This window comes from Arthrobacter sp. 05N33_2, assembly GCF_056397425.1.
In genome coordinates this window covers 1-22,798 of record NZ_JBFTNJ010000003.1, presented here as the reverse complement: position 1 = coordinate 22,798, position 22,798 = coordinate 1, and the positions used below count along the sequence as shown (strand labels likewise).

The window sequence follows — 22,798 nt, the reverse complement described above, 5'->3', positions numbered from 1 at the left end:
GAACTGCTGCACAGAGCTTCATGCAGGGCTTCAGGCGCCTCGGCGGTCACAGTTGCTTCCGTCGCCGCGCCAGGGGCGTGAGTTCGTTGGTGCCGTAGCTGTTGTCGTCGGGGTTGACGGTAACGCCGGGTGCGACGAGCTGGTCGATGCGGTTCAGCACGTCGCTGGCCAAGGTGATGTCCGCGGCGGGCAGGTAGGACTCGAGCTGTTCCATGGTGCGGGGTCCGACGATGGCGGCTGTGACGCCGGGGTGGTTGATCGCGAAGGCGATGGCCAGTTCGATGAGCGTCAATCCGGCTTGTTCGGCCAGCTGGGCGAGTTCTTCGACGATGTCGAGCTTGCGCTGGTTGGCCGGGCTCGTCATGTCGAACCGGGCGTTCGGACGCGCGGTTGAGGTGGGCRCGGAGGCTGCGTTTTTRCGCCAGCGCCCGGAGAGCCAGCCGCCGCTGAGCGGGCTGTAGGTGAGGGTTCCCATGCCGTGGCGCTGCACCGTGGGAAGGATGTCCTCCTCGATGCCGCGGACCAGGATCGAGTACGGCGGCTGCTCGGTGACAAACCGCTCCAGGTTGCGTTCCCGGGATGCCCACTGGGCTTCCACGATCTGCGACCCGGAATACGACGAGGAGCCGATGTACCGCACCTTCCCCTGGCGGACCAGATCAGTGAGGGCGCCGAGAGTCTCCTCGACGTCGGTATCCGGGCTGGGCCGGTGCACCTGGTAGAGGTCGATGTAGTCGGTGTTCAAGCGGCGTAGGGAGTCTTCCACCGCCCGCATGATCCAGCGGCGGGATCCACCCCGCTGGTTGGGATCGTCTTCGCTCATGGGCATGAAGAACTTCGTGGCGAGGAACACGGCCTCACGCCGGCCCTCCAGTGCCTGCCCGACGATTTCCTCGGATGCCCCGCCGGAGTAGACATCGGCGGTGTCGATGAAGTTAATGCCCGCGTCGAGGGCGCGGTGGATGATTCGAATGGAGTCCGCGGTGTCGTTGTTGCCCCAGGGGCCGAACATCATCGCGCCGAGGCATAGGGGACTGACCTGCACGCCTGTGCGGCCAAGGGGACGGTATTCCATGGTGGTGGCTTCTCTCGGTCTCAGGCTTCGGGGATGACCATGGCGAAACGCTCTTCGCGGGCCTCGTCGGGGTCCGGTCCGTTGCGCACACCGGTGTCGAGGGCGTCGATGGCGGCGAGTTCGTCGGCGCCGAGTTCGAAGTCGAAGACGTCGAAGTTCTCGGCGATGCGTGCGGGGTTGGTCGACTTCGGGATGGCTGAGCGGCCCTGCTGCAGGTGCCAGCGGATCATGACCTGGGCGGGGCTCTTTCCGTGTGTTTGTCCGATGCCGGCGATCGTCGGGTCTTCCATCACGTTCCTGCGCTTCTCGCCCCATCCGGGGTAAAAAGTGATGCCGCCGATCGGTGACCACGCCTGGGTAAGGATGCCGTGTTCGGTGTCCGTTGCCTGGACGGCCGGCTGGGCGAAGTACGGGTGCAGCTCAATCTGGTTCACCGCCGGGACGACGTCTGTGGCCGCCAGCAGCTGCTCCAGGTGATGCGGCATGAAGTTGCTGACACCGATCGCCCGGACGCGCCCGTCAGCAAGCAGGGTCTCCAGGGCCTTGTACGCGCCGACGGTTCTTTCGAAGCGGTCGGGGGCGGGCTGATGCAGGATGAACAGGTCCAGGTAGTCGACGCCGAGCTTGCCAACAGCCTTTTCCCAGGCGTGCAACGTCTGGTCGTAGCCGTAGTCACTGACCCAGACTTTGGTCTCGATGAACACGTCGGAACGGTCCAGGCCCGAGTTGCGGATGCCCTCACCGACCTCCCGCTCGTTGCCGTACGCCGCGGCAGTGTCGATGTGCCGGTAGCCGGCCGCCAGCGCCGCTTCGACGGCCGCCGTCGTTTGCTCCGGCGCGCTTTGGAAGACGCCCAGTCCGAGGGCGGGCATCGTGACGCCGTTATTGAGAGTAAGTTCCATGTGCATGCCTTTCACGGTATTCAGGTGTGCGGGATTATGGGAGGGCACGTGAGTACCCCCTTTTCGGATGTAGCCAGGTCAGCGGGCGGCCTCGGCCAGGGGTGCGGGTGCGGCCCCGAGCGGTGTCAGGTAGCTGGCGAGGATGATCGCCAGGATCGCCGCCGGGTGGGCAGTAGTTGCGGGTGCAGGATTCATGTTTTCCATGGAACTGTGATTTCCCAATGGAGGGGAGTCACGGTCGTTCCGGGTAATGCCAGTGCCTCCCTCGTCGCATTGGCCGCGGGTAGCGTGGAGGCCATGACACACAGCGACGACGTGCGGAAGTTCCTGACCTCCCGCCGTGCCAGGATCACGCCGGAGGAGGCCGGCCTCCCGGTCTACGGCGGAAACCGCCGCGTTACCGGGCTGCGCCGCGAGGAAGTCGCGATGCTCGCCGGGATGAGCATCGATTACTACATACGCCTTGAGCGCGGAAACCTCTCCGGCGCCTCGGACAGCGTCCTTGAAGCCCTCTGCCGTGCACTGAAGCTTGACGACGCCGAGACGGCCCACCTTTTTGACCTGGCCCGCGCGGCCACGGCCGCTCCCCGGGTGCGGCGAAAGCGCAGCCCGCAGACAGTGCGGCCGAGCGTGCAACGCGTCATTGATGCGATCACGACGGCGCCGGCCTGGGTCCGCAACGACCGCGGGGATGTCCTTGCCGCCAACGAACTCGGCCGTGCGCTCTACCTGGACATGATGGCTGAGCAGGTGACTCCGCCGAACAGTGCACGGTTCACCTTCCTGAACCCGAAAGCGCGGGAGTTCTTCGCCGATTGGGAACGCAGCGCGGACGACATCGTCGCGGTCCTGAGGTCCACCGCCGGGAAAAACCCCTACGACAGGGACCTCACGGACCTGATCGGAGAGCTTTCGACCCGCAGCGAGGAGTTCCGCACCCGGTGGGCGAGGCACGACGTGAAGTACCACCGCACCGGCCGCAAACGGCTCCACCACCCGATCGTGGGGGACCTGGACCTGAGCTTCGAGGCACTGGAACTGCCCGCGGACCCAGGGCTGCGCATCAACGTCTACACGGCAGATCCCGGGACACCCTCCGAGGACGCCCTGAAAGTCCTCGCCAGCTGGGCCGCCACCCAGCGCGAAACGGCAGCGGCCGCAGTCAGGGAGAAGAAATGACCGACCGTTCCTCCACCGTGCTCATTGTTGGCGCCACCCGGTCAATGCCCGGGTCCGGTCACGATCTTCTTTCGTTCGGATTCGTGCGCGCCGCCCTTCTTTGCCAGTGTTGAGCACGCCTCCTCGATATCCCGGGCGAGCGTGTCGACGTGCTCGCGGCTCATCGTTTCCTTGACCAGCGCACGCATGATCGTCACGTCCTGGGCGTTCGGCGGCAGGGTGTAGGCCGGCACCATCCAGCCGCGTTCGGCCGAGAGCTGCCAGGCAATGTCGAACTCGTCGTAACCGGGGTCGCCGGCGAGCCGGAACGCAACCAGGGGAAGCTGCTCCTCGTCGGGGCCGATGATCTCGAACCGGCCCATGGCCTCCAACTTCTCGGCGAGGGCGCGGGCGTTGGTCTGCATGTTCTGCATGATGTAGGTGTAGCCGGCGCGGCCATAGCGCACGAAGTTGTAGTACTGGGCGAGAACCATCGACGAGCCGGTGGAGAAGTTCAGGGTGAACGTCGAGTCGGTCTTGCCGAGGTAGTTCTCCTCAAAAACAAGGTCCTTGGCCAGGTCGGCCTTCTCCCGGAAGATCAGCCAGCCGATGCCGGGATAGACCAGTCCGAACTTGTGCCCGGAGACATTGATCGAGCGGACCTGCTCGAGCCGGAAGTCCCACTCGGAGTCCGGGTACAGGAAGGGCCAGACAAACCCCCCACTGGCCCCGTCCACGTGCAGCGGCACATCAAGGCCCCGCTCACCCTTGATCCGGACCAGCAGGTCGTTGATGCCGACGATGTCGTCTTTGTGCCCGGTGAACGTCGTGCCCAGCACGGCTGCGACGCCGATGGTGTTCTCATCGATATGGGCCTGCACGTCCTCCGGGCCGATCGTGTACTTCCCCGGCTGCAGGGGCACGATCCGCGGCTCGACGTCGAAGTAGCGGCAGAACTTCTCCCACACAACATGCACGTCGCCGCCGAACACCAGGTTAGGGCTCGACGTCGATGCGCCGGCGGCCTYGCGGCGCTTGCGCCAGTTCCACTTCAGGGACAGGCCGCCGAGCATGATCGCCTCGGACGATCCCTGGGTCCGGGCGCCCGTCGTCTCGCCGGGAGCGTGGAAAAGATCTGCGAGCATCCGAATGCAGCGCTGCTCGATTTCGGCCGTGCGGGGATATTCGGCGTGGTCGATGAAATTGCGGTGTAGGTTCGCTGCGATGATCTGCTGGGCCTGCGGCTCCATCCATGTCGTTACGAAGGTCGCCAGGTTCCGGGCCGGATCACCCTCCAGCGCCAGGTCCTCCGACACCAGCCGCAAAGCGTCCTCAGCAGGAATGCCGGTCTCCGGGAACTCCCGGCTCGGAACCTCCTGGGTGACAAATCGGTTGCCGAACAGTGCCACGTCGGCGTCCGCCGGCTGGGAATTTATTGACATCACTTCTCCTAAAGAGACTGTTGAAAGGGGGTTACGGATGAGCTCCACGGCTTGCAGGAGTCGAGGCGTCGGTGGATTCTGGACTCAGCATCAGAATCGCGCCGGTGAGAAAGCACAGGCCTCCCACAAATGTGCCGAGATTGGACAGCTCGGCGTTCCAGACATCGCCGCTCGACGGTATGACAAACGCCGCGACAGCCGAGATGCCGAACGCAACGGAGCCGGCCACGTTGATCACGCCGATCTTCCACGTTCGAGTCCTGGGCCGGCCGGCAATGGCGCCGCGACCGGCATCCCGCAACGCCACCCCGCTTGAAACGAGGAAGGCGACTGACCCCAAAGCGTCGGGTCGCCACACTTGCTGCTCGGTCAGCGCCGCACTGAGATTGACCCGCATTGCGTTTGCCGTACTCCAGTTGAACCACAGCGTGCCGGCAAGTTGAACCGCGCCAGCAAGCCAGCCGAGATTCCGTGGCGCCCATACCCAAAACGAATGGCGCCGCGTGGCACCCACGGCCGGGAGCGCGTCAACGGCTTCGCGGTACTGCAGGAACGCCGCACAGGTGAAGAACAGCGAACCGACGAAGAACGTGGCTGCACACCAGCGCAATCCCACGGCCTCGGCGTATAGCGGCACCGCTCCCAGGGCGAACAGACTCGAGCCAATGATGAACAACCAGGCGGTCCACCGGTCCCGTACGGTCAAACGGCCCGCGCTCGAGATCTCAGTCATTGTCGGCCCTCGAGGCAGCCCGATGGTGGACCTTGCCGCCAGCGTCAGACGCCACGGGCCCTTTCGGGCCCGGGACCGGGAGCACGTTGGAGATCACGAAGGCCACCGCCACCGCCACCACCACCTGCGGTGTTACCGCCACACCGTCCACTCCCAGCAGCAGCGTGGCCAGCAGGGTCGACGTCAACGGCAGCCGCAGCATGGCTGCGCACATGGCTCCCATGCCCATGCCGAGTCCTGCCGCGAGATTCATTCCGGGCAACCCGCTCGCGACAATACCGAGCGCCGCACCGATGAACATCGAAGGGAACACGGGCCCACCACGAAAAGCGCTCAGGGAGAGCCCGTAGGCCAAGGCCTTACAAACGATCAGCAGGAGGAGCGCCGCAAGCGAGTAGTCCGTGGCGTGTTCGACCAGATCCGGAAGGGCGTCCTGCCCCGAAAACAAGACCTGCGTGAAGCTGTTCCCAGAGATCAACTGGTAGGCCATTGCGGCAAGACCGATCAGCAGGCCGAGCCCGGAGGTCACCAACATCCGGTTCAGGTGCACGAGCGGACGAAGCGAGAGCCCGACCCAGCGGATCAACCATCCCAACAGCGCACCGACGACGCCCATGATCACCGCCCAGCCCAGCGTCGCCAGGGTCGGCGGCACAGCAGGCGGCACGACGGGCAGCGCCAGCGAGAAGCTGCCCAGCCCGGTCCAGCCGTCCAGGCCGACGAACACCAGCGCCCCGACGCCGGACGCGAGCAGTCCGGGCAGGGCCATCAGGCTCAGCGTCATTCCCCCGATCCCGGCGGCCTCCATGATCAGGAATGCACCGAGCACGGGGGACCCGAGCAGGGTACTGATCGCTGCGAAGCTGCCAGCCGACGCCATGATCGTCAGGGCCATCGGCGGAGCGTCCTTCTTCGCCAGGTGCACCGCCAACGCCCCGAGGCCGCCACCGATCGCGATCAACGGACCCTCCGGCCCGAGCACCGCACCCAGGCTGAGCGTGGTCAGCGCCGCGAGAACAATGCCCACGAGCTCCCGGCCGCTGGGCGGACCGCCGCCCGTCTTGAAGCCGAAAGCCGGTGAGTGGCCCCCGGTTCCCGGCAGATACCGGATGGTCGACGCCGTCAACAGCCCACACAGCAGCAACCACGGAACCGGCCACCAGGCAGGAGCGGGACCCCCGAGGACTTGTTCAGGCAGGCCGACGAAGACGTACTGCTGGACAACCGCGACCAAAGCGAGAAAGCCGTACGCAATGACCGAGATGGGAACGCCCAAGACCGCAGCCAGCACGAGCGCAGAGATGTACGCCCTGGAACGAATGACGACGGCCGGATCGAAACTGGGCGGCGATGCGGCAGGCTCGCTCATTCCCGGCAACCCGGCGCGACTGTGACGATCCGGGTGACCCCGAATGTCCTTCTTCCAGGTCGGGGCGGCGTGCCCGGCCGGCAACACCGCGGGTCACCGATGATCAACGAGCAGAACATCATCCCTCCTCCTTCCGCCAGACGGCGGGAGCCTTTAGCGAGGTCTCACAAGCGATAGAGGTGGTCCTTCAGATGTTCTCCAAGCTAAACCCTTCCAAGGGGGCAGTCGTCACCCAATGCGGGTGAAAGAGAACCAAAGCGTTGCGGTCACACCCCGGGTGCCCCCGCTCCGTCCGGGCGTGACCACGGCGTGACCGGGCGCTCCTGCCGGACGCCGTCCACCGTGATGTCCACTCGCTCATTGAAGAAACTGACAAGTCCGTGGATCTGCGCGGCGTCGCGGAGCCGCCGGTCATAGCTCCACGCGACGTTCCTGCCCTGCTCGGAGCCAGGGTAGCTCCAGTAGCTCGCCTGGCCCTTGTACGGGCAAATGGTCCGTTTGGGGCTCTCTTGCATCAGATCCAGCCGCACATCCGACGGCGGAATGTAGTAGCGCACCGGCAGCATGGTTTCGTAGAGCAGCTGCGCGCCGTTCGTCGTGGCGAGCGTTACGCCGTCGAGCCCTACCTCAACGGTGAGCGAGGACGCCCGGATGTCCACACGGTGGAACGGATCACGTGGGTGGCCGATGATCTCCTCGTCGTCCTCGAGCCAGCCGAAAGCGTTGAAATCCAGCACCACGTAGCCGGCGAGGTCGGGGTCCGCCGGCCGGAAGGCAGCGCGGGGCAGCCTCGCATGGGGAGCGACGACGTCGAGCTCCTCACCGGCCGCCGTGTGCCTGCCGAACGCCGTGCGYGGATCCAGCGCCCGCGGCCCCTCCCGGCTCACTCGGAAGCCGTGTTCCGGGACGTCGCCCGCCTGCTGCCCCGGCGGCGCCAGTTCGGCACGGAGGTCGCCTTCGAAAACGGCGTAGACGGGGGTGATGCGTTTGGGCTCCCACACCAAGAGCGCACCCAGAGTGTCGACGACGGCACGCCCGCCCACCATGGCACGGACCCTTTTCGCGGTGGGCTGGTAACGCAAATCGGGGAACGTGCTGAAGAGGACGTCAGATATCTTCGTGGCCATGACTACAGGGTGGGCGTCCGTTATCCCGCCGTCAACGACTGACCCGGCCACCCGCCGGCCGGCAGGCGGTCAGCGGGGGACGTGAAGGCCGTGGAACGCCATGGTGATGACGTCGTCGGACAGCTTCTCCGGGGACAGCGAGCCGCCCGGCTTGTACCACTCGACGATCGAGTTGATGGTGCCGAACAGCAGCCGGGTGACGGTGCGGGGGTCAATGTCCTGGCGGAGCGAGCCCYCATCCCGAGCCTCGGAAATCAATGCGGCGACCTTGTGGTCGAAGGTGCGGCGCCGTTCCAACGCATCCCGCTCGATCTCCGTGTTCCCGCGCAGGCGCAGCAGCAGCGTCACGAAGGGCAGCCGCTCCACCAGCACCGAGATGGTCTGGCGGACCACGAACTCCAGCCGGGCATCGGCCGAACCGGAGGTTGCCCCGGGCTGGTCCAGGATCGCCTCGAGCCCGCCCAGGGCGTGGTCCAGGGCGAGCTTCAGCAGGTCGCCCTTGGACGGGACGTGGTGGTAGATCGCGGACTTGGAGATGCCCAGGTTCTCAGCAAGGATACCCATCGAGGTGGCATCGTAGCCGTGGCGGTTGAAGACGTCGACGGCGATGACCAGCACCGACTGCTGGTCATAGCCGGGGCGGCCGCGCTTGGTGGTGGTTGCTGTGCTGGGCATAGTGGCTAGTTTCTCACGATCTGGTGCTCGCTCAGCCCWTGGGGCGCATGTCGTAGATCCGGCGCAGCTTGCCGTTGGACCGCTCCAGCGAGCCGGGGTCGACGACGTCGACGGTGCAGGAGGAGCCGACGTGGATCTTGATCTGCTGCTGCAGGACCTTGGCGGCGGCCGTGGCGCCCTCGACGGTGACGGTGTCGCGGCGCTCGATCTTGACGGTCAGCTGGTCCATGCGCAGGCCCTCGGGCCGGGTCAGCTCCAGCTGGAAGTGCGGGCTGAGCTCGGGGATGCGCAGGGCGATCTCCTCGATCTGGGACGGGAACAGGTTCACCCCGCGCAGGATGATCATGTCGTCGCTGCGGCCGGTGATGCGGCCCATGCGGCGGTGTGCCGGCCGTGCGGTGCCGGGCAGGAGCCGCGTGAGGTCCTTGGTGCGGTACCGGATGATCGGCAGCGCYTCCTTGGTGAGCGAGGTGAASACSAGYTCGCCCGGYTCGCCGTCGSCCAGCACTACGGTGGGGTCGAAGGCGTCGATGATTTCGGGCCGGAAGTGGTCCTCCCAGATGTGGCTGCCGTCCTGCGTTTCCACGGCTTCGCCGGCGACGCCCGGGCCCATGACCTCGGAGAGGCCGTAGATGTCGCAGGCCTTGAGGTTCATGGTGGTCTCGAGCTCGTGCCGCATTTCCTCGGTCCACGGCTCGGCGCCCAGGACCGCGTACTTCAGCGACGTGGAGGCCGGGTCGATGCCCTGCTTGATCATGGCGTCGGCGATGGTCAGCAGGTAGGTGGGGGTGGCCAGGATGGCATCGGGCTTGAAGTCCTGGATGAGGGTGATCTGGCGCTCGGTCTGGCCGCCGGAGATCGGGATGACGGTGCAGCCGAGGGCCTCGGCGCCGGCGTGGGCGCCCATGCCGCCGGTGAACAGGCCATAGCCATAAGCGTTGTGCACCTTCATACCGGGCCGGACGCCGGAGGCGCGCAGCGAGCGGGCCACAAGCTTGGCCCAGTCGGCGAGGTCCTTCTTCGTGTAGCCCACCACGGTGGCGCGGCCCGTGGTGCCGGAGCTGGCATGGATCCGCGCTACCTCGTTCTGCGGCACGGCGAACATGCCGAAGGGGTACTCGAGGCGCAGGTCCTCCTTGGTGGTGAAGGGGAACTTGCCGAGGTCGGAGAGCTCACGCAGATCCGCCGGGTGGACGCCCGCCTCATCGAACTTGCGCTTGTACAGGGGGACGCGGTCATAGGCGTAGGCCACCGTGTGCTGCAGGCGGCTGAGCTGAAGGGCCTCGAGCTCGTCGCGGGAGATGGTTTCCTCGCGGTCCAGGACAGCGTCGGTAGTGGCGGCGGCAGTTTCTTGGGTCATCAGTGGTTCCCTGTTTCTATTTCTTGGAGATGGTGCGGCTGCGGCCGCGGAACTCGGCGATGAGTTCCCACGTAGGGGCGTCGGTAGCGGTATCGGTGGGGAGCTGGCCCGGAAGGGTTGCTGCGGGGGCCGCGCCGGCCGGTGCCGCCGGGATACCCGCGCCAGGGTCGGCGGCGTAGATCTGGATGTCGTACAGCCCGCTGCGTCCGGTGCTGGCGCGGCGGTTCGCGACGGCGGTCAGCACCTGTCCGCGGAAGGCGGGCTTCAGGAAGTTGATGTCGACGCCGGCAGCAACCGTGATGTTGCCGCTGTCGATCCCGGCTTCGCCGGGTTTCGGGCTGGCCGGGTTGCAGGCGAGGGCGAAGGCGGTGTCGCCGAAGGCGAAGATCATTCCGCCGTGGGCCATGCCGAAGCCGTTGAGCATTTCCTGCCGGAGCGTCATTCGGATCGTGGCATGCCCGTCGTCCAGCGCCAGGACTTCGATGCCCATCCATTCCGAGGCGTAGTCGTCTTTCAGGATGGGGTGGGTGGCCCCGGAAACCGTCAGTTCAGCCATGCGTCGTTGCCTCCAGCTTTATTTACCGAATGTTCATTAGGTAATCCCATGTGGGTGCCCGCTGTCAAGGGGTGTAAGTATGCTGGGACACATGGCCAAAGGAATTTACGTCAGCGCGACCACCCCGGGCTCCGGCAAGTCCCTCATAGCGCTGGGGTTGGCGGACACCCTCCACCGGCACGCGGACCGGATCGGATTCTTCAAGCCTGTGGTTCACGGCAACGACGCCGCGGCGGACCCGATGGTGGCGCTGATGAAGGCCCGGTTCGATCTTGATGACCAGCGCTGCCGCGGCGGCCTGACGTTTGCCGAGGTCCGCGGGCTGCTGGCCGAGGGCAACAGGGCCGAGATCGACGCCCGCTGCGTGGAGATCTTCGCCGAAATGTCCCGCCACTGCGACGTGGTGATTGTGGAGGGGACGGACCTCACCGGCCAGGATGCCGCCGTCGAATTCGACCTCAACGCTCGCCTCGCGAACAACCTGGCCGCCTCGATCGTCGCCGTGGTGGGCGCGAAGGGGCGGACCGTCGCGGAGGCTGCCGACGCCGTCGAGGTTGCCCGCAAGGAACTGGCGGCGGAACACTGCAGCCTCCTGGCCATCATGGTGAACCGGGCCAACCCGGAGGACGTGGACGGGATCGTCGCCGCCGTGAAGCCCGGCGCGTCCGGCCGCCCCGTCTACGTCTTCCCCGAACTGGAGGACATCGCACGGCCCACCACCGGGGAGGTGGCCTCGGCCCTTGGGATCCGCCAGGTGGCCGGCCGGCAGGACATGGAACGCGACGTCCATTCCATCAAGGTGGCGGCGATGAATGTGGCCAACTTCCTGCACGTGCTCGACGACGGCGCCCTCGTGATCGTCCCGGGCGACCGTGCGGACGTGATGGTCGCGTGCCTCGCGTCGTCGTTCTCGCCGGAGTTTCCGGTGCCGTCGGCGCTCATCCTCACCGGCGGCCTGGCCCCGGACCCCAACATCTACTCGCTGCTGGCGCAGGCGCCATTCCCCGTGTTCGCGGCCCCGGACGATACCTACACCACCGCCAAACGGGTGTCCGAGGTCCGCAGCGAGATCTGGTCGGGGCACCGCCGCAAGGTGGCCTCGGCCGTGGGGCTGTGGGCTAAGCGCGTGGACGAGGCCGAGCTGGTGGAGCGGCTGCACCTGCCGCGGCTGGAGCGGATGACGCCGCTGCGGTTCCTGCACGACCTCATTGAGCGGGCCCGGCTGCAGCGCCGGCACATTGTCCTGCCCGAGGGGAACGACGTGCGGATCCTGCGGGCCGCCGAAATTCTGCACCGGCGGGACGTCTGCGACCTCACGATCCTGGGCAATGAGTCGGCGGTCCGGGAGCTGGCGTCCACCCAGGGCATTGACCTCTCCGGCATGAGCATCGTGGACCCCGCGACGTCGGAGCTGCGCCAGCAGTTTGCCCAGAAGTACGCGGAGCTGCGGGCGCACAAGGGCGTGGACCTGGCCCGGGCGCTGGAGGTCATGCTCGACGGCAGCTACTTCGGCACCATGATGGTGCAGCTCGGCGTGGTGGACGGCATGGTGTCCGGCGCCGCGCACACCACGGCCCACACCATCCGGCCCGCGCTGGAGTTCGTCAAGACGCGGGACGGCGTCAAGATCGTCTCCTCGGTGTTCCTGATGCTGATGCCGGACCGGGTGCTGGTCTACGGCGACTGCGCGGTCAACCCTGACCCGAACGCGGAGCAGCTGGCGGATATCGCGCTGGCCTCGGCCGAGACGGCAGCCCAGTTCGGCGTGGAGCCGCGGGTGGCCATGCTGTCCTACTCCACCGGCGGATCCGGGACCGGGGAAGCAGTGGACAAAGTCCGGCAGGCCACCGAAGTCGTGAAGGACCGCCGCCCGGATCTGGCCGTTGAAGGCCCCATCCAGTACGACGCCGCCGTCGACGCCGCGATCGCCGCGTCCAAGATGCCGGGCTCGTCCGTGGCAGGGCAGGCGACCGTGTTCATCTTCCCGGACCTGAACACCGGCAACAACACCTACAAGGCGGTGCAGCAGTCCTCGGGTGCGGTCGCCGTCGGGCCGGTCCTGCAGGGTCTCCGGAAGCCGGTTAACGACCTCTCCCGCGGGTGCACCGTCGAGGACATCGTGAACACGGTGGCCATCACCGCCGTGCAGGCGCAGTCCGTGGAGCCCGCTACCGAGCCGGAACCTGCGGCTGCCCGCGCATAGTCAGCTGTTCCGGGTCAGCTGTTTTCCGTCAGCTGTTTTCCGTCAGCTGTTTTCCGGCTGTGCCGGACTTTCGGGGTCTTCCTCCTTGGCAGGCTCATCGGCCAGGCCCGCCGGCGTGAGATCCAGGTCCTCCAGATTCTCGGGGGCCTCGGGCGCTTCGCCGACCTCGGCGGCCTTGGGGTTTCCTGTGTCGTCCAGGGCCGGGTTCGCGCCGACGACCCCGGTGGGATCCGGTTTACCGGAACCGCTGGCGGGTTCGGTGCCCGCTGGTTCGGTGCCCTCCGGCTGGGTCGCGTCGTCAGTCATGGAAATCCCCTTCGTGAGTTGTCCAGTTGGTCCGCCGACTCTAGGCGCCCGGCCCGGCTTTCGCAACGGATGGGCGCCACTGGCGTTCCGGCAATTTGGTCCGGCAATTTATAGTGGATCCCACGGAGCGCTCGGCCAGGCTCCGGCGTGATGCCAGTCCCGGCGCACCCTCGGGTAGCGTCGAAGCCAAGGCTTAGGAGGCCCCATGCTCGTGCTCGTCATCAACTCTGGCTCGTCTTCGCTCAAGTATCAGGTGCGCGACGTCGAGGCCGGCAGCGTGCTCACCGAAGGCCTGGTCGAGAAGATCGGCATGGGTGCCGGCGGTGAGGGCGACGGCCAGATCGAGGGCCCGCGCGACCACGCCCAGGCGCTGGAGCAGGTGGACGCCGCCATCCACGACGCCTTGGGGGACCGCGTGCTGGATGCCGTCGGCCACCGCGTGGTGCACGGCGGGGAGCGCTTCGCCGAGCCGGTGCTGGTCAACAACGAGATCACCCGGGCCATTGAGCGGCTGAACCCGCTCGCCCCGCTGCACAACCCCGCCAACGTCCTCGGCATCCGCGCGATCTCGAACAAGTGGCCCGAACTGCCGCAGGTGGCCGTGTTCGACACCGCCTTCCACCGCACCCTGCCCGAGCACGCCTGGCGCTATGCGGTGCCGGACGAGCTCTACACGAACCACGGGATCCGCCGCTACGGCTTCCACGGCACCTCGCACGAATACGTTGCGCACCGGGCGGCGGCGCTGCTGGATGTTCCGGTCGAGGAGTTCGACGCCGTGATCGCCCATCTGGGGAACGGCGCCTCGGTCACCGCGATCCGCGGCGGCCAGTCAATCGACACGTCCATGGGATTCACGCCCCTCGAGGGTCTCGTCATGGGCACCCGCTCCGGCGACCTCGATCCGTCCATCCTGGTCTTCCTCGGCCGGAACGGATGGTCACCCGAGGACCTGGATTCGATGCTGAACCGGCAGTCCGGGCTCAAAGGCCTGGCCGGCAACAACGACATGCGCTCCGTGGTGGAGGCCGCGGAAGCCGGCAATGCCAAGGCGGCCATGGCCCTGGCGGTCGCGTCCTACCGGCTCGCGAAGTACATCGGCGGCTACCACGTGGCCGTGGGCGGCGCGAAGGCTCTTGTCTTCACGGCCGGAATCGGCGAGAACTCGCACCAGTTCCGGAACCTGGTGGCGCAGCGGCTCGGTGCCCTCGGCGTCGAACTCGACGCCGGGCTGAACCGGGAACGGTCCAGGGAACCCCGCGTCATTTCCACCCCGACGTCGGCCCTGCCGGTCCTTGTGGTCCCCACTGACGAGGAACGGGCGATCGCGGAGGCAACGGCCGCCGCCGTCGCGCAGGCATCCGTTGCTCCGTAGCCGCCCCTTTGGGCGCGCAAAACGGCGCTTCCGGAGCAACGGATGGGTAGCGTTGGGGACATGAATGAACCCAAGCCACTGCCGCCGCTGCCCATCCGCACCGAGCGGCTGGTGCTGCGGCGTTTTGCAGCCGCCGACCTCGATGCCTTCCATGCCTACCACTCGCTCCCGGAAACCGCCCGGTTCCTGCCCCGCGAGGCCAAGAGCTACACCCAGTCGATGGAAACGGTGGGACGGTACGCCAACTTCGAGTTCGAGAAGGAGGGCGACTGGGTGGCCCTGGCCATTGAGGCCCAGGATTCGCCCGGCCTCCTCGGCGAGGTGGTGCTGAAGTGGCTGGAGGGGTGCGGGCAGGCCGAGATCGGCTGGAGCCTGGCCCCGGAGGCGCGGGGACGGGGCATCGCGAGCGAGGCCGCCCGGGCACTGCTGAAGCTCGGGTTTGAAGACCTGGGCTTCCACCGCATCGACGCCAAGCTCGATGCCCTGAACACAGCCTCGGCGGCGCTTTGTGAACGGCTCGGCATGCGCCTGGAATCACGGCAGGTGGACAAATGGCACTACAAGGGCGACTGGGCCACGGAAGTGGTGTACGCCATGCTCGCGGACGAGTGGAAGGACCGCTGACCGGGCCCGGCGCTTGAACCCGGTCAACTCCGCCTGAGTACCTTGAGGGCTGTCTTCCCCGCCCGGCCGGCAGGGATGCCGTGGAGACGAGGGCCGCGGTGACGAAGGAGGGTGCAGCGTAGCGGCCGACTCAACCACCGGCCGCAAGCTCACCCACGGGCCTCAGGTGCCGGACGAACCAGGCTCATAGGTCCCGTACGTCGGAAGCCCTGCCGACTCATAGACAAGAATCGCGAGTCCGCCCGGCGTCGCCTCACTGCGGACCAGACGCAGGCCCGCCGGGGCGCCTCCGGCCGGAAACAGTTGCCTGCCGTTACCGACCACCACAGGGGCGATCACCAGCCTCAGTTCGTCGATCAGCCCCTTCGCCAGCAGCGACTGGGCCAGCCGGGCACTCCCGTGGATCTGCAACTCCCGGCCGGGCTGCCTCTTCAACTCAGCGACCTGTGCGGGGACGTCCCCGGACAGGATGGTCGTGGGCGCCCAACCAGCCTGCGCCAGGCTCTGCGAGGCCACGTACTTCGGCAAACCGTTCATCTTCTCAGAGAACGGATCATCAGGGTCCGTGATTCTCGGCCAGTCCCTCGCAAAGTTGACGTAGGTGCGGCGGCCGAACAGCAACGCATCCGCCTCACCCAGCCAGTCCGCCGCCTGCTGGATGAATTCCTCGTCAAGATAGGGGACGAACCAACCTCCTTGTGAGAAGCCGTCGCTGGTATCCTCATCGGGCGATCCAGGACCCTGCGCCACGCCGTCCAATGTGAGGAACTCAGTCAGCGTTAGTCTCATCGTGTTGCCTCTCCGTGCTGGGTGCTGGGTGCTGGGTGCCGGGTGCTGGGTGCTGGGGCCTGGGTGCTGGGGCCTGGGTGCCGGGTTCACCGGCCCGGGCTGGGCCTGGAATCACGGCAGGTGGCAAGTGGCACAACAAGGACGAACGGGCCACGGAAATGGTGTACACCATCCCCGCGGATGAATGGAAGGCCCGGCAGCAGGTATCCGGCGGCCGAAGGCGCAGCGAAGCCCCAATCTAAKGGACGCGCAAATCGTAGGGAAGTACCGACCTGGATAGCGCTCTGACGAGGTGGCGGTCTGTCGGGACGCCGATCTGACGCAGATGGCCGGAATGAAGTCCTCATTCCGGCCATCTGCGTCCATTCGGAACCAATTCGGGCCCAAGCCGAACCCGATTCGAGTTCCCGCCTTAGGGTGCCGGCGGCGCGGTGGATACCGGCGCCGGTGAGACCGTGCCCGGTGCGGGAGCCGCGGGTTGCGTCAGTTGCTGCCCTGCCGGCTCCGTGGCACCGGAGCCCGGGGCGGGACCGGACGACGTCGTACCGTCACTCGGCGCCGCGACTCCCGTGGCTCCCGTGGTTCCCGGGGCCGGGGCCTGCGTGCTGCCGGGGGTGGTTTCGGCAGTGGCTCCCGACGTCGTACCGGGCGTGGCAGCGGTACCGGCACCAGGCGTGGCGCCGGAGGTTGCGCCGGGCGTGGCGCCCGGAGTTGGCGCTGTGCCGGCGGACCCGGCCGGGGTGGCGCTCGGATCGGCCTTGATGACCGCCATGATCTGTTCCTTGTACGCGCTGAGCCGGCCCTGGATCTCCGAGAGCGGCTGGTTCCGCAGGTCCTTGCCGTAGGCGGCGATCTCCTGCCACAGCTCGTTGAGCCTGGTCATGCCGTCGCTGCTCAGGGGCCCATCCAGGGTCAGGACAAGTTGGCTGGCCAAGGCGTAGGTCAGGCACCGGACGCAGTTGTAGTTCGCCGACGCCGAGAGATTTTCCGGAACGATCACATCGGTCTGTCCCACGATCAGGACCACCTGGAAGCCCACCGCCACGGCGGCGCAGTCCGCGCAGCTGGCAAAGGCGTACGCCTCATTCCTGGTGTCCACGGTGTCACCGTCCTCGGCCCAGACCAGGGCGAAGGCGACGTCGTAGACCACGGAACCGTCAGTGGTGTTGACCGCGAGCGACTGGTTGCCGTCGTCCTCCGGAGCGGCCGGCTTGTCGAAGGGGAAGACCCAGGAAGGGGCAGCCGGCGCCGCCGCGGGGCCGGTCTGGTTTGCGGTGCTGGCCGTGCCGGACTGCCGGGGCACCAGGACCATGCTCAGCTGCGGGTCCTCGCGTGTGGGCCGCCGGGCGCCCTCCGGCCACAGGGCAACGGTCGTTCCCGACTGGCCCTCGGCCATCCGGGACGCGGCGGAGGCCGGAAAGACGGCGGTGGTGGCGTCGGCCAGGGTGCCGCGCTCGTAGGGCTGGACCGGGCGGTAGGTGTCAGCTCCCGGCCACCAGGCCCAGGCGAGGCCCGCCGCCACCGCCGCGATCGCAAGGATGGCGGTGGCACGCTGGAGGGCCTTGCCGCGGGTCTTGCGCCACAGGCCGGTGGCCAGCTGGCGGACCAGGCGCAGCAGGATGTAGAAGATGCCCAGCACCGGCAGCGCCAGGCAGGCGATCGCGATCACCCGCACGGCGGCGTCGGCGACGTCCCCGGTGGCGACGCTGTGGGACAGCATGGCCTGCTGTTTCAGGCCGTTGTCCCAGGCGGTGCCCAGGACGCGCGGCAGGGTGAGCACCATGGTGGCCATGCTGAAGAGCAGCAGGGGGACCGTGACCAGCACCCAGATGGTGACCACGGCCCGCGCCCAGGGCTTCAGGAGCCCGGCTTCGGGATCTGTCTTCCGCCACGGCACCAGGGCCAGCAGCGTGGGCTTGATGCGCTGGAACAGGTCCGGGACACCGGTAGCGTCGGCCAGGATATGGTAGCCGTCGAAGCGGACCAGCGGCATCAGCTGCCGGACCATCTGCAGGATCTGGGTGACCACCACCAGCAGCAGCGCATCGAAGCCGGTGGCCCACCAGATACCCATGATCGCGACGGCCACGATGGCATTGAAGTACAGTCCGCCGAGGTCCGTGCGCAGCCGGCCGCCGCGCCCCAGCCGGTAGGAATCCGTAACGTCGGTATAGAAGGCCGGCCACATCAGATACAGGCCGGTCCCCATGGCGCCGGGGGTGGCTCCGCCGCGGCGGGCGGCGGCGGCGTGGCCGAACTCATGGAAACCGGCCGAGAGCACCGTGACCACCAGGATCAGAAGCACCAGGCCKGGGTTGGCGAAGGCCTCATGCGTTGCCGATGCCAGACCCTTGACCATCAACACCCACCAGCACGTGGCCAGGAAGGCCGCGGTCACAGCCACCACGATCAAGGGGTTGAACAGCGTGGCGAACGGCGCGGTGATCTTCCGGGTGCGGTCCGGATCGGTCACCGAGTACCGGAAGCGCATACCCAGCAGCGGGTTCGATTTCTTTACCGCGGGCTCGGAGCCGTCCGCCAGCTGCAGAAGGCCGAGGGGGAGCAGCTGGGAAGTGATCAGGGTGCGGACGTTCTCGGCACTGACGAGCCGTCCGAAACTGTCGCTGGCGTGCCCGGCGATTTCTTCCAGGCCCCGCTCGCCGTCGATCGCCTCGAGCACCAGGTACAGCAGTCGGGTGAGCTGGATGGTCTGGCCGTCGGAACGGCGCACGAGGGACGGGGCTTCCTTGTAACCGGACCCCTTCGCCTCGCCGATCAGCTGGACGCCGGCGGCCCGCACCGGAACCGGGTGCAGGCCGACCGCCGCGGACGCCGCCGGGCCGGCAGCGTCGCCGCGTGCACCGGCTCCGGAGTCGGTGCCGGGCGATGTGGCGGCGGATGTGGCGCCGCCGGTGGCAGACAGGGCCGGAGGGCCGTCCTGCCCGGACGGCCCTCCGTGCACAGTGCTCATCTAGGTGCTACTGCTTCAGGTCGGACTGCTGGTCAGCCGACGCCGTAGCGTCACCATGGATGTCCTGGTTGATGATGGCATCCTGCTGGGCGACGGCGAACGCGTTGCTGTCGATAGAGCCGATGTTGGCGCCGACGGCAGCGTCGATCGGCGCGGCCACGTTGGCGTTGGCGGCCACCGCACCGTTGATCGGTGCTGCGATGCCAGCGTTGGCGTCCAGGTTCACATCGACGTTGAGCAGGTTGCCGTTGAGGGCACCCGCGGCGCCGGCAGCGGCTCCCACGTCAGTCGGCAGCGCACCGCCCAGGTCCGGGGCCGTGCCATCCGGCAAGACGCCGGTGGCATCGGCGGGTACCGTGCCGGCGGGTACAGCGTCGCCGAGATCGGCCGTGGCGGCAGGCGTGGCCGCATCGGTGGGGGCAGGCGCTGCGGCAGAATCTGCTGTGGTCCCGGCATCCGTACCGGTGCCCTGGTCGATGACACTGTCCTGGGTGGAGTCTGCCGTGGCATCGCCTGTGACGCCCTGGTTGATAATGGTGCCCTGGTCGGCGAGGGCCTGGGACTCAGACCCGAAAGAGAGCACGTTTGCCGAGGCAGCCGCATCAATCGGCGCGGCAACGTTGGCGTTGGCCGCGATGCCGAGGTCGATCGGCGCCGCGGCGCTGATCCCCAGGTTCAGGTCGGCGTTCAGGTCCAGGACGGAGGCGACTTCCTTGTCCGGGAGAGCCGTGCCGCCCTGCGCCATCAGCTCATCATCAGTCAACGGGGTCATTCCCTGCTCAACGCTCATAACAAACTCCATCTCCGGCACCCTGTGCCCGGTCAAAGCCCTACGACGCCCCGCCCCCAGCGGACGGGTTCCACGTCGAAGTGCCCATCATGCCAGTAAATAGTAAGCATGATGACCAAATATCGGTAGCGGGCTCCCGGATTATTGCCGGAAAGTCTGCTGACCGGCCGGAAAACGCATCGATTGCTCCGTAAGTGCCCTCATGGAGGTCCCAAAGGGCGCCCACGGAGCAACCGATGGGGTTCTTACTTCAGTCCGGATTCGGGCAGCAGTTCGGTGGCGCCGAGGGAATCGGCGACGAACGCGTAGTCCCAGGCCCGTTCGCGCCACTGCACGTACCGACCCGACGCGCCGCCGTGGCCGCCTTCCATCTCGATTTTCAGGACGACGGGTTCGCTGCCGGTGTTCACCTCGCGCAGCCGCTGCACCCACTTGGCCGGCTCCACGTAGAGCACGCGGGTGTCGTTGAAGCTGGTGACCGCGGCGATCTTCGGGTACGCCACGGCACGGACGTTCTCGTAGGGCGTGTACGACTTCATGTACGCGTACACGGCCGGGTCGGTGATCGGGTTGCCCCATTCCTCCCACTCCAGCGCCGAGAGCGGCAGGTCGGGGTCCAGGATGGTGGTCAATGCGTCCACGAACGGGACGGCGGCAACGATCGCCGCGTACTTTTCCGGCGCCAGGTTGGCGACCGCGCCCATGAGCAGGCCGCCGGCGGAGCCGCCCATCGCCGCGATCCGTGCCGGGTCGACCCAGCCGGAACCGGCGAGCCAGTCCGTGGCCGCAATGAAGTCGGTGAACGTGTTTTTCTTGTGCAGCTTCTTGCCGTCGTCGTACCAGTGCCGGCCCAGCTCGCCGCCGCCCCGGATGTGGGCGATCACAAACACGATGCCCCGGTCCAGCAGGGACAACCGGGGGATCCCGAAGCCCGGATCCATGCTCATTTCGTAGGAGCCGTAGCCGTACACCAGGCCGGCCGCCGTCGAATCCTGCCGGACGGAGGCATGGCGGAGGACCGAGAGCGGAATCCGGGTCCCGTCGGACGCCACCGCCCATTCCCGGGTGGCGACGTAGTCCGACGGCGTGTAGCCGCCCAGCACCGGGCTCTCCTTGCGCAGCAGGAGTTCACCGGCCGGGAGCTCCGGGGTGGGCAGCACAAAGTCGTAGACCCGCGACGGGGTGAAGTAGGAGGTGTAGCCCATCCGGATGACGGGCGCCTCGTAGTCGGAGCCCGCGACGCCGGCGGTATACAGCTCTTCGGCGAACGCAGGTTCCACGGCGGCGCCCTGCTCCGGGGTGCCCAGTCCTGCCAGGGGCAGGACCTGGACCCGTTCAATGGTGTCCTTGCGCACGGAGACCACCGCGTGGGTCGACGTGACGCCAGCGCCGTTGACCCGGACCTGGTCGGAATGGGCGACGACGGTATCCCAGTGCTGCTCGGCGAGCGGCTTTGCGAGCTCGGCCGGCTCCACCAGCGAGACCATGGAATTGATGGCGTCCTTGTTGTGCGTGAGCAGAATCCGCTCCCGGCCCCGTCCCGTGGCTTCCGCCAGCAGGAACGGCTCGGCCTCGTAGAGGATGCGCTCGTCGCGGGAGATCACGGTGCGCAGGCCGGCGTCGGGGTCATCAAAGCGCAGCAGGCGGGTCTCGCTGAACTCGGAGCAGCCGATGCTGAGCACCAGGTGCCGCCGGTCGGCAGAGAGCTCGAAGCCGAGCCACATGGCGACGTCGTCCTCCTGGTAGATGACCGTGTCCTCGCCGACGGGTGTGCCGAGCACGTGGGACTTGACCTGGTACGGCCGCCACGAATCGTCCACCACGGTATAGAAGATCCGGCTGCCGTCGGGGGAGAAGGAGATGCCGTAGAAGACGTTCTCGATCACATCCGGCAGCAAGTCGCCGGTGCGGAGGTCCTTGATGCGCAGGGTGAAGCGCTCGTCGCCGGCGTTGTCCACGGCGTAGGCGTAGAGGGTGCCGTCGATGGTCGTGGCGGCCCCGCCCACGGCGAAGAACGGCTTGCCCTCGGCCTCGAGGTTGCCATCGAGCAGGACCTCCTCGCCGGGGATGACGACGCCGGCCTCCACGGCCGGGGGAGTCCAGTCCGCGACGCGGTCCCCGGTGTCCTGGCCGCGCACGCGGCAGTGGATGCCGTACTCCTTGCCCTCGACCGAGCGGGTGAAATACCACCAGCCGTCCTTGCGGTTCGGGACGGAAAGGTCAGTTTCCTGGGTGCGGCCCTTGATTTCCTGGAAGATTGCCTCGCGCAGCGGCTCCTGGTGCGCGGTCACGGACTCCTGGTAGGAGTTTTCAGCCTTGAGCAGGTCCACGACCTCTGCGGACTCCTTGTCGCGGAGCCACTCGTAGTTGTCCTCGAACGCGTCGCCGTGATGGGTGCGCACCGAGGGAACTTTCCGGGCGACGGGAGGCTGCGGGGACGGCTGGGCGGGAGTCTGGGTCATGGACCCAATCTACCGAAGAGCGGCGCCTCAATTGCCGTTCTGCAGATTGTTGGCCGCCACGTAGCCGGCAAGCGTTCCCGAGCGCAGTGCGGCGGAGAGCGCTGCGGTCGCGGCAGGGTCCTTCAGGACAATCGACTGGCCGTCCCGGCTGGTCCCGGTGCCGGCGGTCGGCAGGGTGAAGAACACGCCACGTCCCGGCGGCGTGCTCCGCAGGCCGAAGGCGAGGTTTTCCAGCGACTCCAGGGTGAAGCTTGCGTCCAGGGTCACGTGCGGCAGCACCGTCTTGATGAGTTTGCGGACGGTGCCGCGGTCCGCCAGGCCGCCTTCGGAAGCCAACTTGGCCATCATGGCTTTCAAGAACGTCTGCTGGTTCCGGACCCGCTGGTAATCGCCATCGGCGAAGGCATGGCGCTCGCGGACGAAGGCCAGGGCCTGCAGCCCGTTGAGGTGGTTCACGCCCGCCGGGAAGTGGACCTTGTCATCTGCGGTGGCGGTGAATGACTGTTTGATGTTGACGTCGACACCGCCGAGCGCGTCCGTCATGGCCGCGAACCCTTGAAAATCCAGCATCACCGTGTGGTCGATGTGCGCACCCAGCAGCGCCTCCACCGTCCGCGTCATCAGCGGCAGTCCGCCCAGTTCCAGCGCGGCRTTCACCTTCGAGGTTCCGTGGCCGGGGATGTCCACCCAAAGATCGCGCATGATCGAGATGCCGTAGACGCTCTTCCGGTCCGCCGGGAGGTGGATCAGCACAAGAGCGTCGCCGCGCTGGTCGGAGGTGGTGCCGCGGGCCGCCGCCGCCCGCTCATTCACCCGGCTGTCGCTCCCGATCAGCAGGATGTTGAGGGCGACGGCGGGTGGTTCCGGGGTGGGCGTGGGGG

At 67.3% G+C, this 22,798-nt stretch carries 19 protein-coding genes; 4 read left to right on the top strand and 15 right to left on the bottom strand.

Features of this window, described 5'->3' with window-relative positions:
- Positions 1–46: 46 nt before the first annotated feature.
- The gene (locus AC1DHX_RS03750) at positions 47–1,075 is read right to left on the bottom strand and encodes an aldo/keto reductase (protein WP_476899867.1); all 1,029 of its coding nucleotides are present in this window, start codon (positions 1,073–1,075) and stop codon (positions 47–49) included.
- Positions 1,076–1,095: 20 nt separating this feature from the next.
- A complete protein-coding gene (locus AC1DHX_RS03745) occupies positions 1,096–1,977 on the bottom strand; it encodes an aldo/keto reductase (RefSeq protein WP_476855569.1) in 882 nt (293 codons plus the stop codon).
- 297 nt (positions 1,978–2,274) lie between these two features.
- On the opposite strand from AC1DHX_RS03745, the gene AC1DHX_RS03740 reads away from it, so the two are divergent.
- Positions 2,275–3,156, top strand: a complete 882-nt coding sequence (locus AC1DHX_RS03740) for a helix-turn-helix transcriptional regulator (protein WP_476859300.1) — start codon at positions 2,275–2,277, stop codon at positions 3,154–3,156.
- Positions 3,157–3,197: 41 nt separating this feature from the next.
- Here AC1DHX_RS03740 and gad read toward each other — a convergent pair whose 3' ends face one another.
- From gad to AC1DHX_RS03705, 7 genes are all read right to left on the bottom strand, one after another.
- Positions 3,198–4,577, bottom strand: a complete 1,380-nt coding sequence (gad, locus tag AC1DHX_RS03735; protein ID WP_476899866.1) for a glutamate decarboxylase — start codon at positions 4,575–4,577, stop codon at positions 3,198–3,200.
- Between the two features lie 31 nt (positions 4,578–4,608).
- Positions 4,609–5,310: a hypothetical protein gene (locus AC1DHX_RS03730; RefSeq protein ID WP_476859301.1), complete on the bottom strand. Its 702-nt coding sequence runs from the start codon at positions 5,308–5,310 to the stop codon at positions 4,609–4,611.
- Complete coding sequence (locus AC1DHX_RS03725; protein WP_476859302.1) at positions 5,303–6,679, bottom strand: chloride channel protein; 1,377 nt, start codon at positions 6,677–6,679, stop codon at positions 5,303–5,305. The genes AC1DHX_RS03730 and AC1DHX_RS03725 overlap by 8 nt, the downstream gene beginning before the upstream one ends.
- A 266-nt stretch (positions 6,680–6,945) precedes the next feature.
- The gene (locus AC1DHX_RS03720) at positions 6,946–7,806 is read right to left on the bottom strand and encodes a DUF427 domain-containing protein (RefSeq protein ID WP_476859303.1); all 861 of its coding nucleotides are present in this window, start codon (positions 7,804–7,806) and stop codon (positions 6,946–6,948) included.
- Positions 7,807–7,875: 69 nt separating this feature from the next.
- Positions 7,876–8,481, bottom strand: coding sequence for a TetR/AcrR family transcriptional regulator (locus AC1DHX_RS03715; protein ID WP_476899865.1), 606 nt, complete (start codon positions 8,479–8,481; stop codon positions 7,876–7,878).
- 31 nt (positions 8,482–8,512) lie between these two features.
- Entirely contained in the window at positions 8,513–9,841 is a 1,329-nt protein-coding gene (gene paaK, locus AC1DHX_RS03710) for a phenylacetate--CoA ligase PaaK (RefSeq protein WP_476899864.1), read from the bottom strand.
- Positions 9,842–9,857: 16 nt separating this feature from the next.
- Positions 9,858–10,397 carry a hotdog fold thioesterase gene (locus AC1DHX_RS03705; RefSeq protein WP_476855576.1) on the bottom strand — a complete coding sequence of 180 codons (540 nt, stop codon included), beginning with the start codon at positions 10,395–10,397 and terminating at the stop codon, positions 9,858–9,860.
- 91 nt (positions 10,398–10,488) lie between these two features.
- Here AC1DHX_RS03705 and pta point away from each other — a divergent pair, with 91 nt between their 5' ends.
- Entirely contained in the window at positions 10,489–12,600 is a 2,112-nt protein-coding gene (gene pta / locus AC1DHX_RS03700) for a phosphate acetyltransferase (RefSeq protein ID WP_476859305.1), read from the top strand.
- A 42-nt stretch (positions 12,601–12,642) separates the two neighbouring features.
- Here pta and AC1DHX_RS03695 read toward each other — a convergent pair whose 3' ends face one another.
- Positions 12,643–12,906: a hypothetical protein gene (locus tag AC1DHX_RS03695; RefSeq protein WP_476859306.1), complete on the bottom strand. Its 264-nt coding sequence runs from the start codon at positions 12,904–12,906 to the stop codon at positions 12,643–12,645.
- Between the two features lie 205 nt (positions 12,907–13,111).
- Between AC1DHX_RS03695 and AC1DHX_RS03690 the strand changes: the two genes are divergently transcribed.
- Both AC1DHX_RS03690 and AC1DHX_RS03685 read left to right on the top strand, forming a co-directional pair.
- On the top strand, positions 13,112–14,281 hold the full coding sequence (locus AC1DHX_RS03690; protein WP_476859307.1) for an acetate kinase: 1,170 nt from the start codon (positions 13,112–13,114) through the stop codon (positions 14,279–14,281).
- A 60-nt stretch (positions 14,282–14,341) separates the two neighbouring features.
- Entirely contained in the window at positions 14,342–14,905 is a 564-nt protein-coding gene (locus AC1DHX_RS03685) for a GNAT family N-acetyltransferase (RefSeq protein WP_476859308.1), read from the top strand.
- A gap of 162 nt (positions 14,906–15,067) precedes the next feature.
- On the opposite strand, the gene AC1DHX_RS03680 is transcribed toward AC1DHX_RS03685, so the two are convergent.
- The 5 genes from AC1DHX_RS03680 to AC1DHX_RS03660 all read right to left on the bottom strand — a co-directional run.
- Positions 15,068–15,694 (bottom strand): dihydrofolate reductase family protein, encoded by a 627-nt coding sequence (locus tag AC1DHX_RS03680; RefSeq protein WP_476859309.1) that lies wholly within the window; start codon positions 15,692–15,694, stop codon positions 15,068–15,070.
- Positions 15,695–16,106: 412 nt separating this feature from the next.
- A complete protein-coding gene (locus tag AC1DHX_RS03675) occupies positions 16,107–18,665 on the bottom strand; it encodes a hypothetical protein (RefSeq protein WP_476859310.1) in 2,559 nt (852 codons plus the stop codon).
- Between the two features lie 7 nt (positions 18,666–18,672).
- On the bottom strand, positions 18,673–19,455 hold the full coding sequence (locus AC1DHX_RS03670; RefSeq protein WP_476859311.1) for a peptidoglycan-binding protein: 783 nt from the start codon (positions 19,453–19,455) through the stop codon (positions 18,673–18,675).
- A gap of 245 nt (positions 19,456–19,700) precedes the next feature.
- Positions 19,701–21,917, bottom strand: coding sequence for a S9 family peptidase (locus AC1DHX_RS03665; RefSeq protein ID WP_476859312.1), 2,217 nt, complete (start codon positions 21,915–21,917; stop codon positions 19,701–19,703).
- A gap of 27 nt (positions 21,918–21,944) precedes the next feature.
- On the bottom strand, positions 21,945–22,798 hold an 854-nt coding region (locus tag AC1DHX_RS03660), incomplete at its 5' end, for an LCP family protein (protein ID WP_476899863.1).

Coding starts and splice junctions, on each gene's coding strand:
- AC1DHX_RS03665 (WP_476859312.1), bottom strand. CDS start 21,917: ATGACCCAGACTCCCGCCCAGCCGTCCCCGCAGCCTCCCGTCGCCCGG.
- AC1DHX_RS03670 (WP_476859311.1), bottom strand. CDS start 19,455: ATGAGCGTTGAGCAGGGAATGACCCCGTTGACTGATGATGAGCTGATG.
- AC1DHX_RS03695 (WP_476859306.1), bottom strand. CDS start 12,906: ATGACTGACGACGCGACCCAGCCGGAGGGCACCGAACCAGCGGGCACC.
- AC1DHX_RS03740 (WP_476859300.1), top strand. CDS start 2,275: ATGACACACAGCGACGACGTGCGGAAGTTCCTGACCTCCCGCCGTGCC.
- AC1DHX_RS03745 (WP_476855569.1), bottom strand. CDS start 1,977: ATGGAACTTACTCTCAATAACGGCGTCACGATGCCCGCCCTCGGACTG.
- AC1DHX_RS03725 (WP_476859302.1), bottom strand. CDS start 6,679: ATGAGCGAGCCTGCCGCATCGCCGCCCAGTTTCGATCCGGCCGTCGTC.
- AC1DHX_RS03705 (WP_476855576.1), bottom strand. CDS start 10,397: ATGGCTGAACTGACGGTTTCCGGGGCCACCCACCCCATCCTGAAAGAC.
- AC1DHX_RS03730 (WP_476859301.1), bottom strand. CDS start 5,310: ATGACTGAGATCTCGAGCGCGGGCCGTTTGACCGTACGGGACCGGTGG.
- AC1DHX_RS03685 (WP_476859308.1), top strand. CDS start 14,342: ATGAATGAACCCAAGCCACTGCCGCCGCTGCCCATCCGCACCGAGCGG.
- AC1DHX_RS03690 (WP_476859307.1), top strand. CDS start 13,112: ATGCTCGTGCTCGTCATCAACTCTGGCTCGTCTTCGCTCAAGTATCAG.
- AC1DHX_RS03680 (WP_476859309.1), bottom strand. CDS start 15,694: ATGAGACTAACGCTGACTGAGTTCCTCACATTGGACGGCGTGGCGCAG.
- pta (WP_476859305.1), top strand. CDS start 10,489: ATGGCCAAAGGAATTTACGTCAGCGCGACCACCCCGGGCTCCGGCAAG.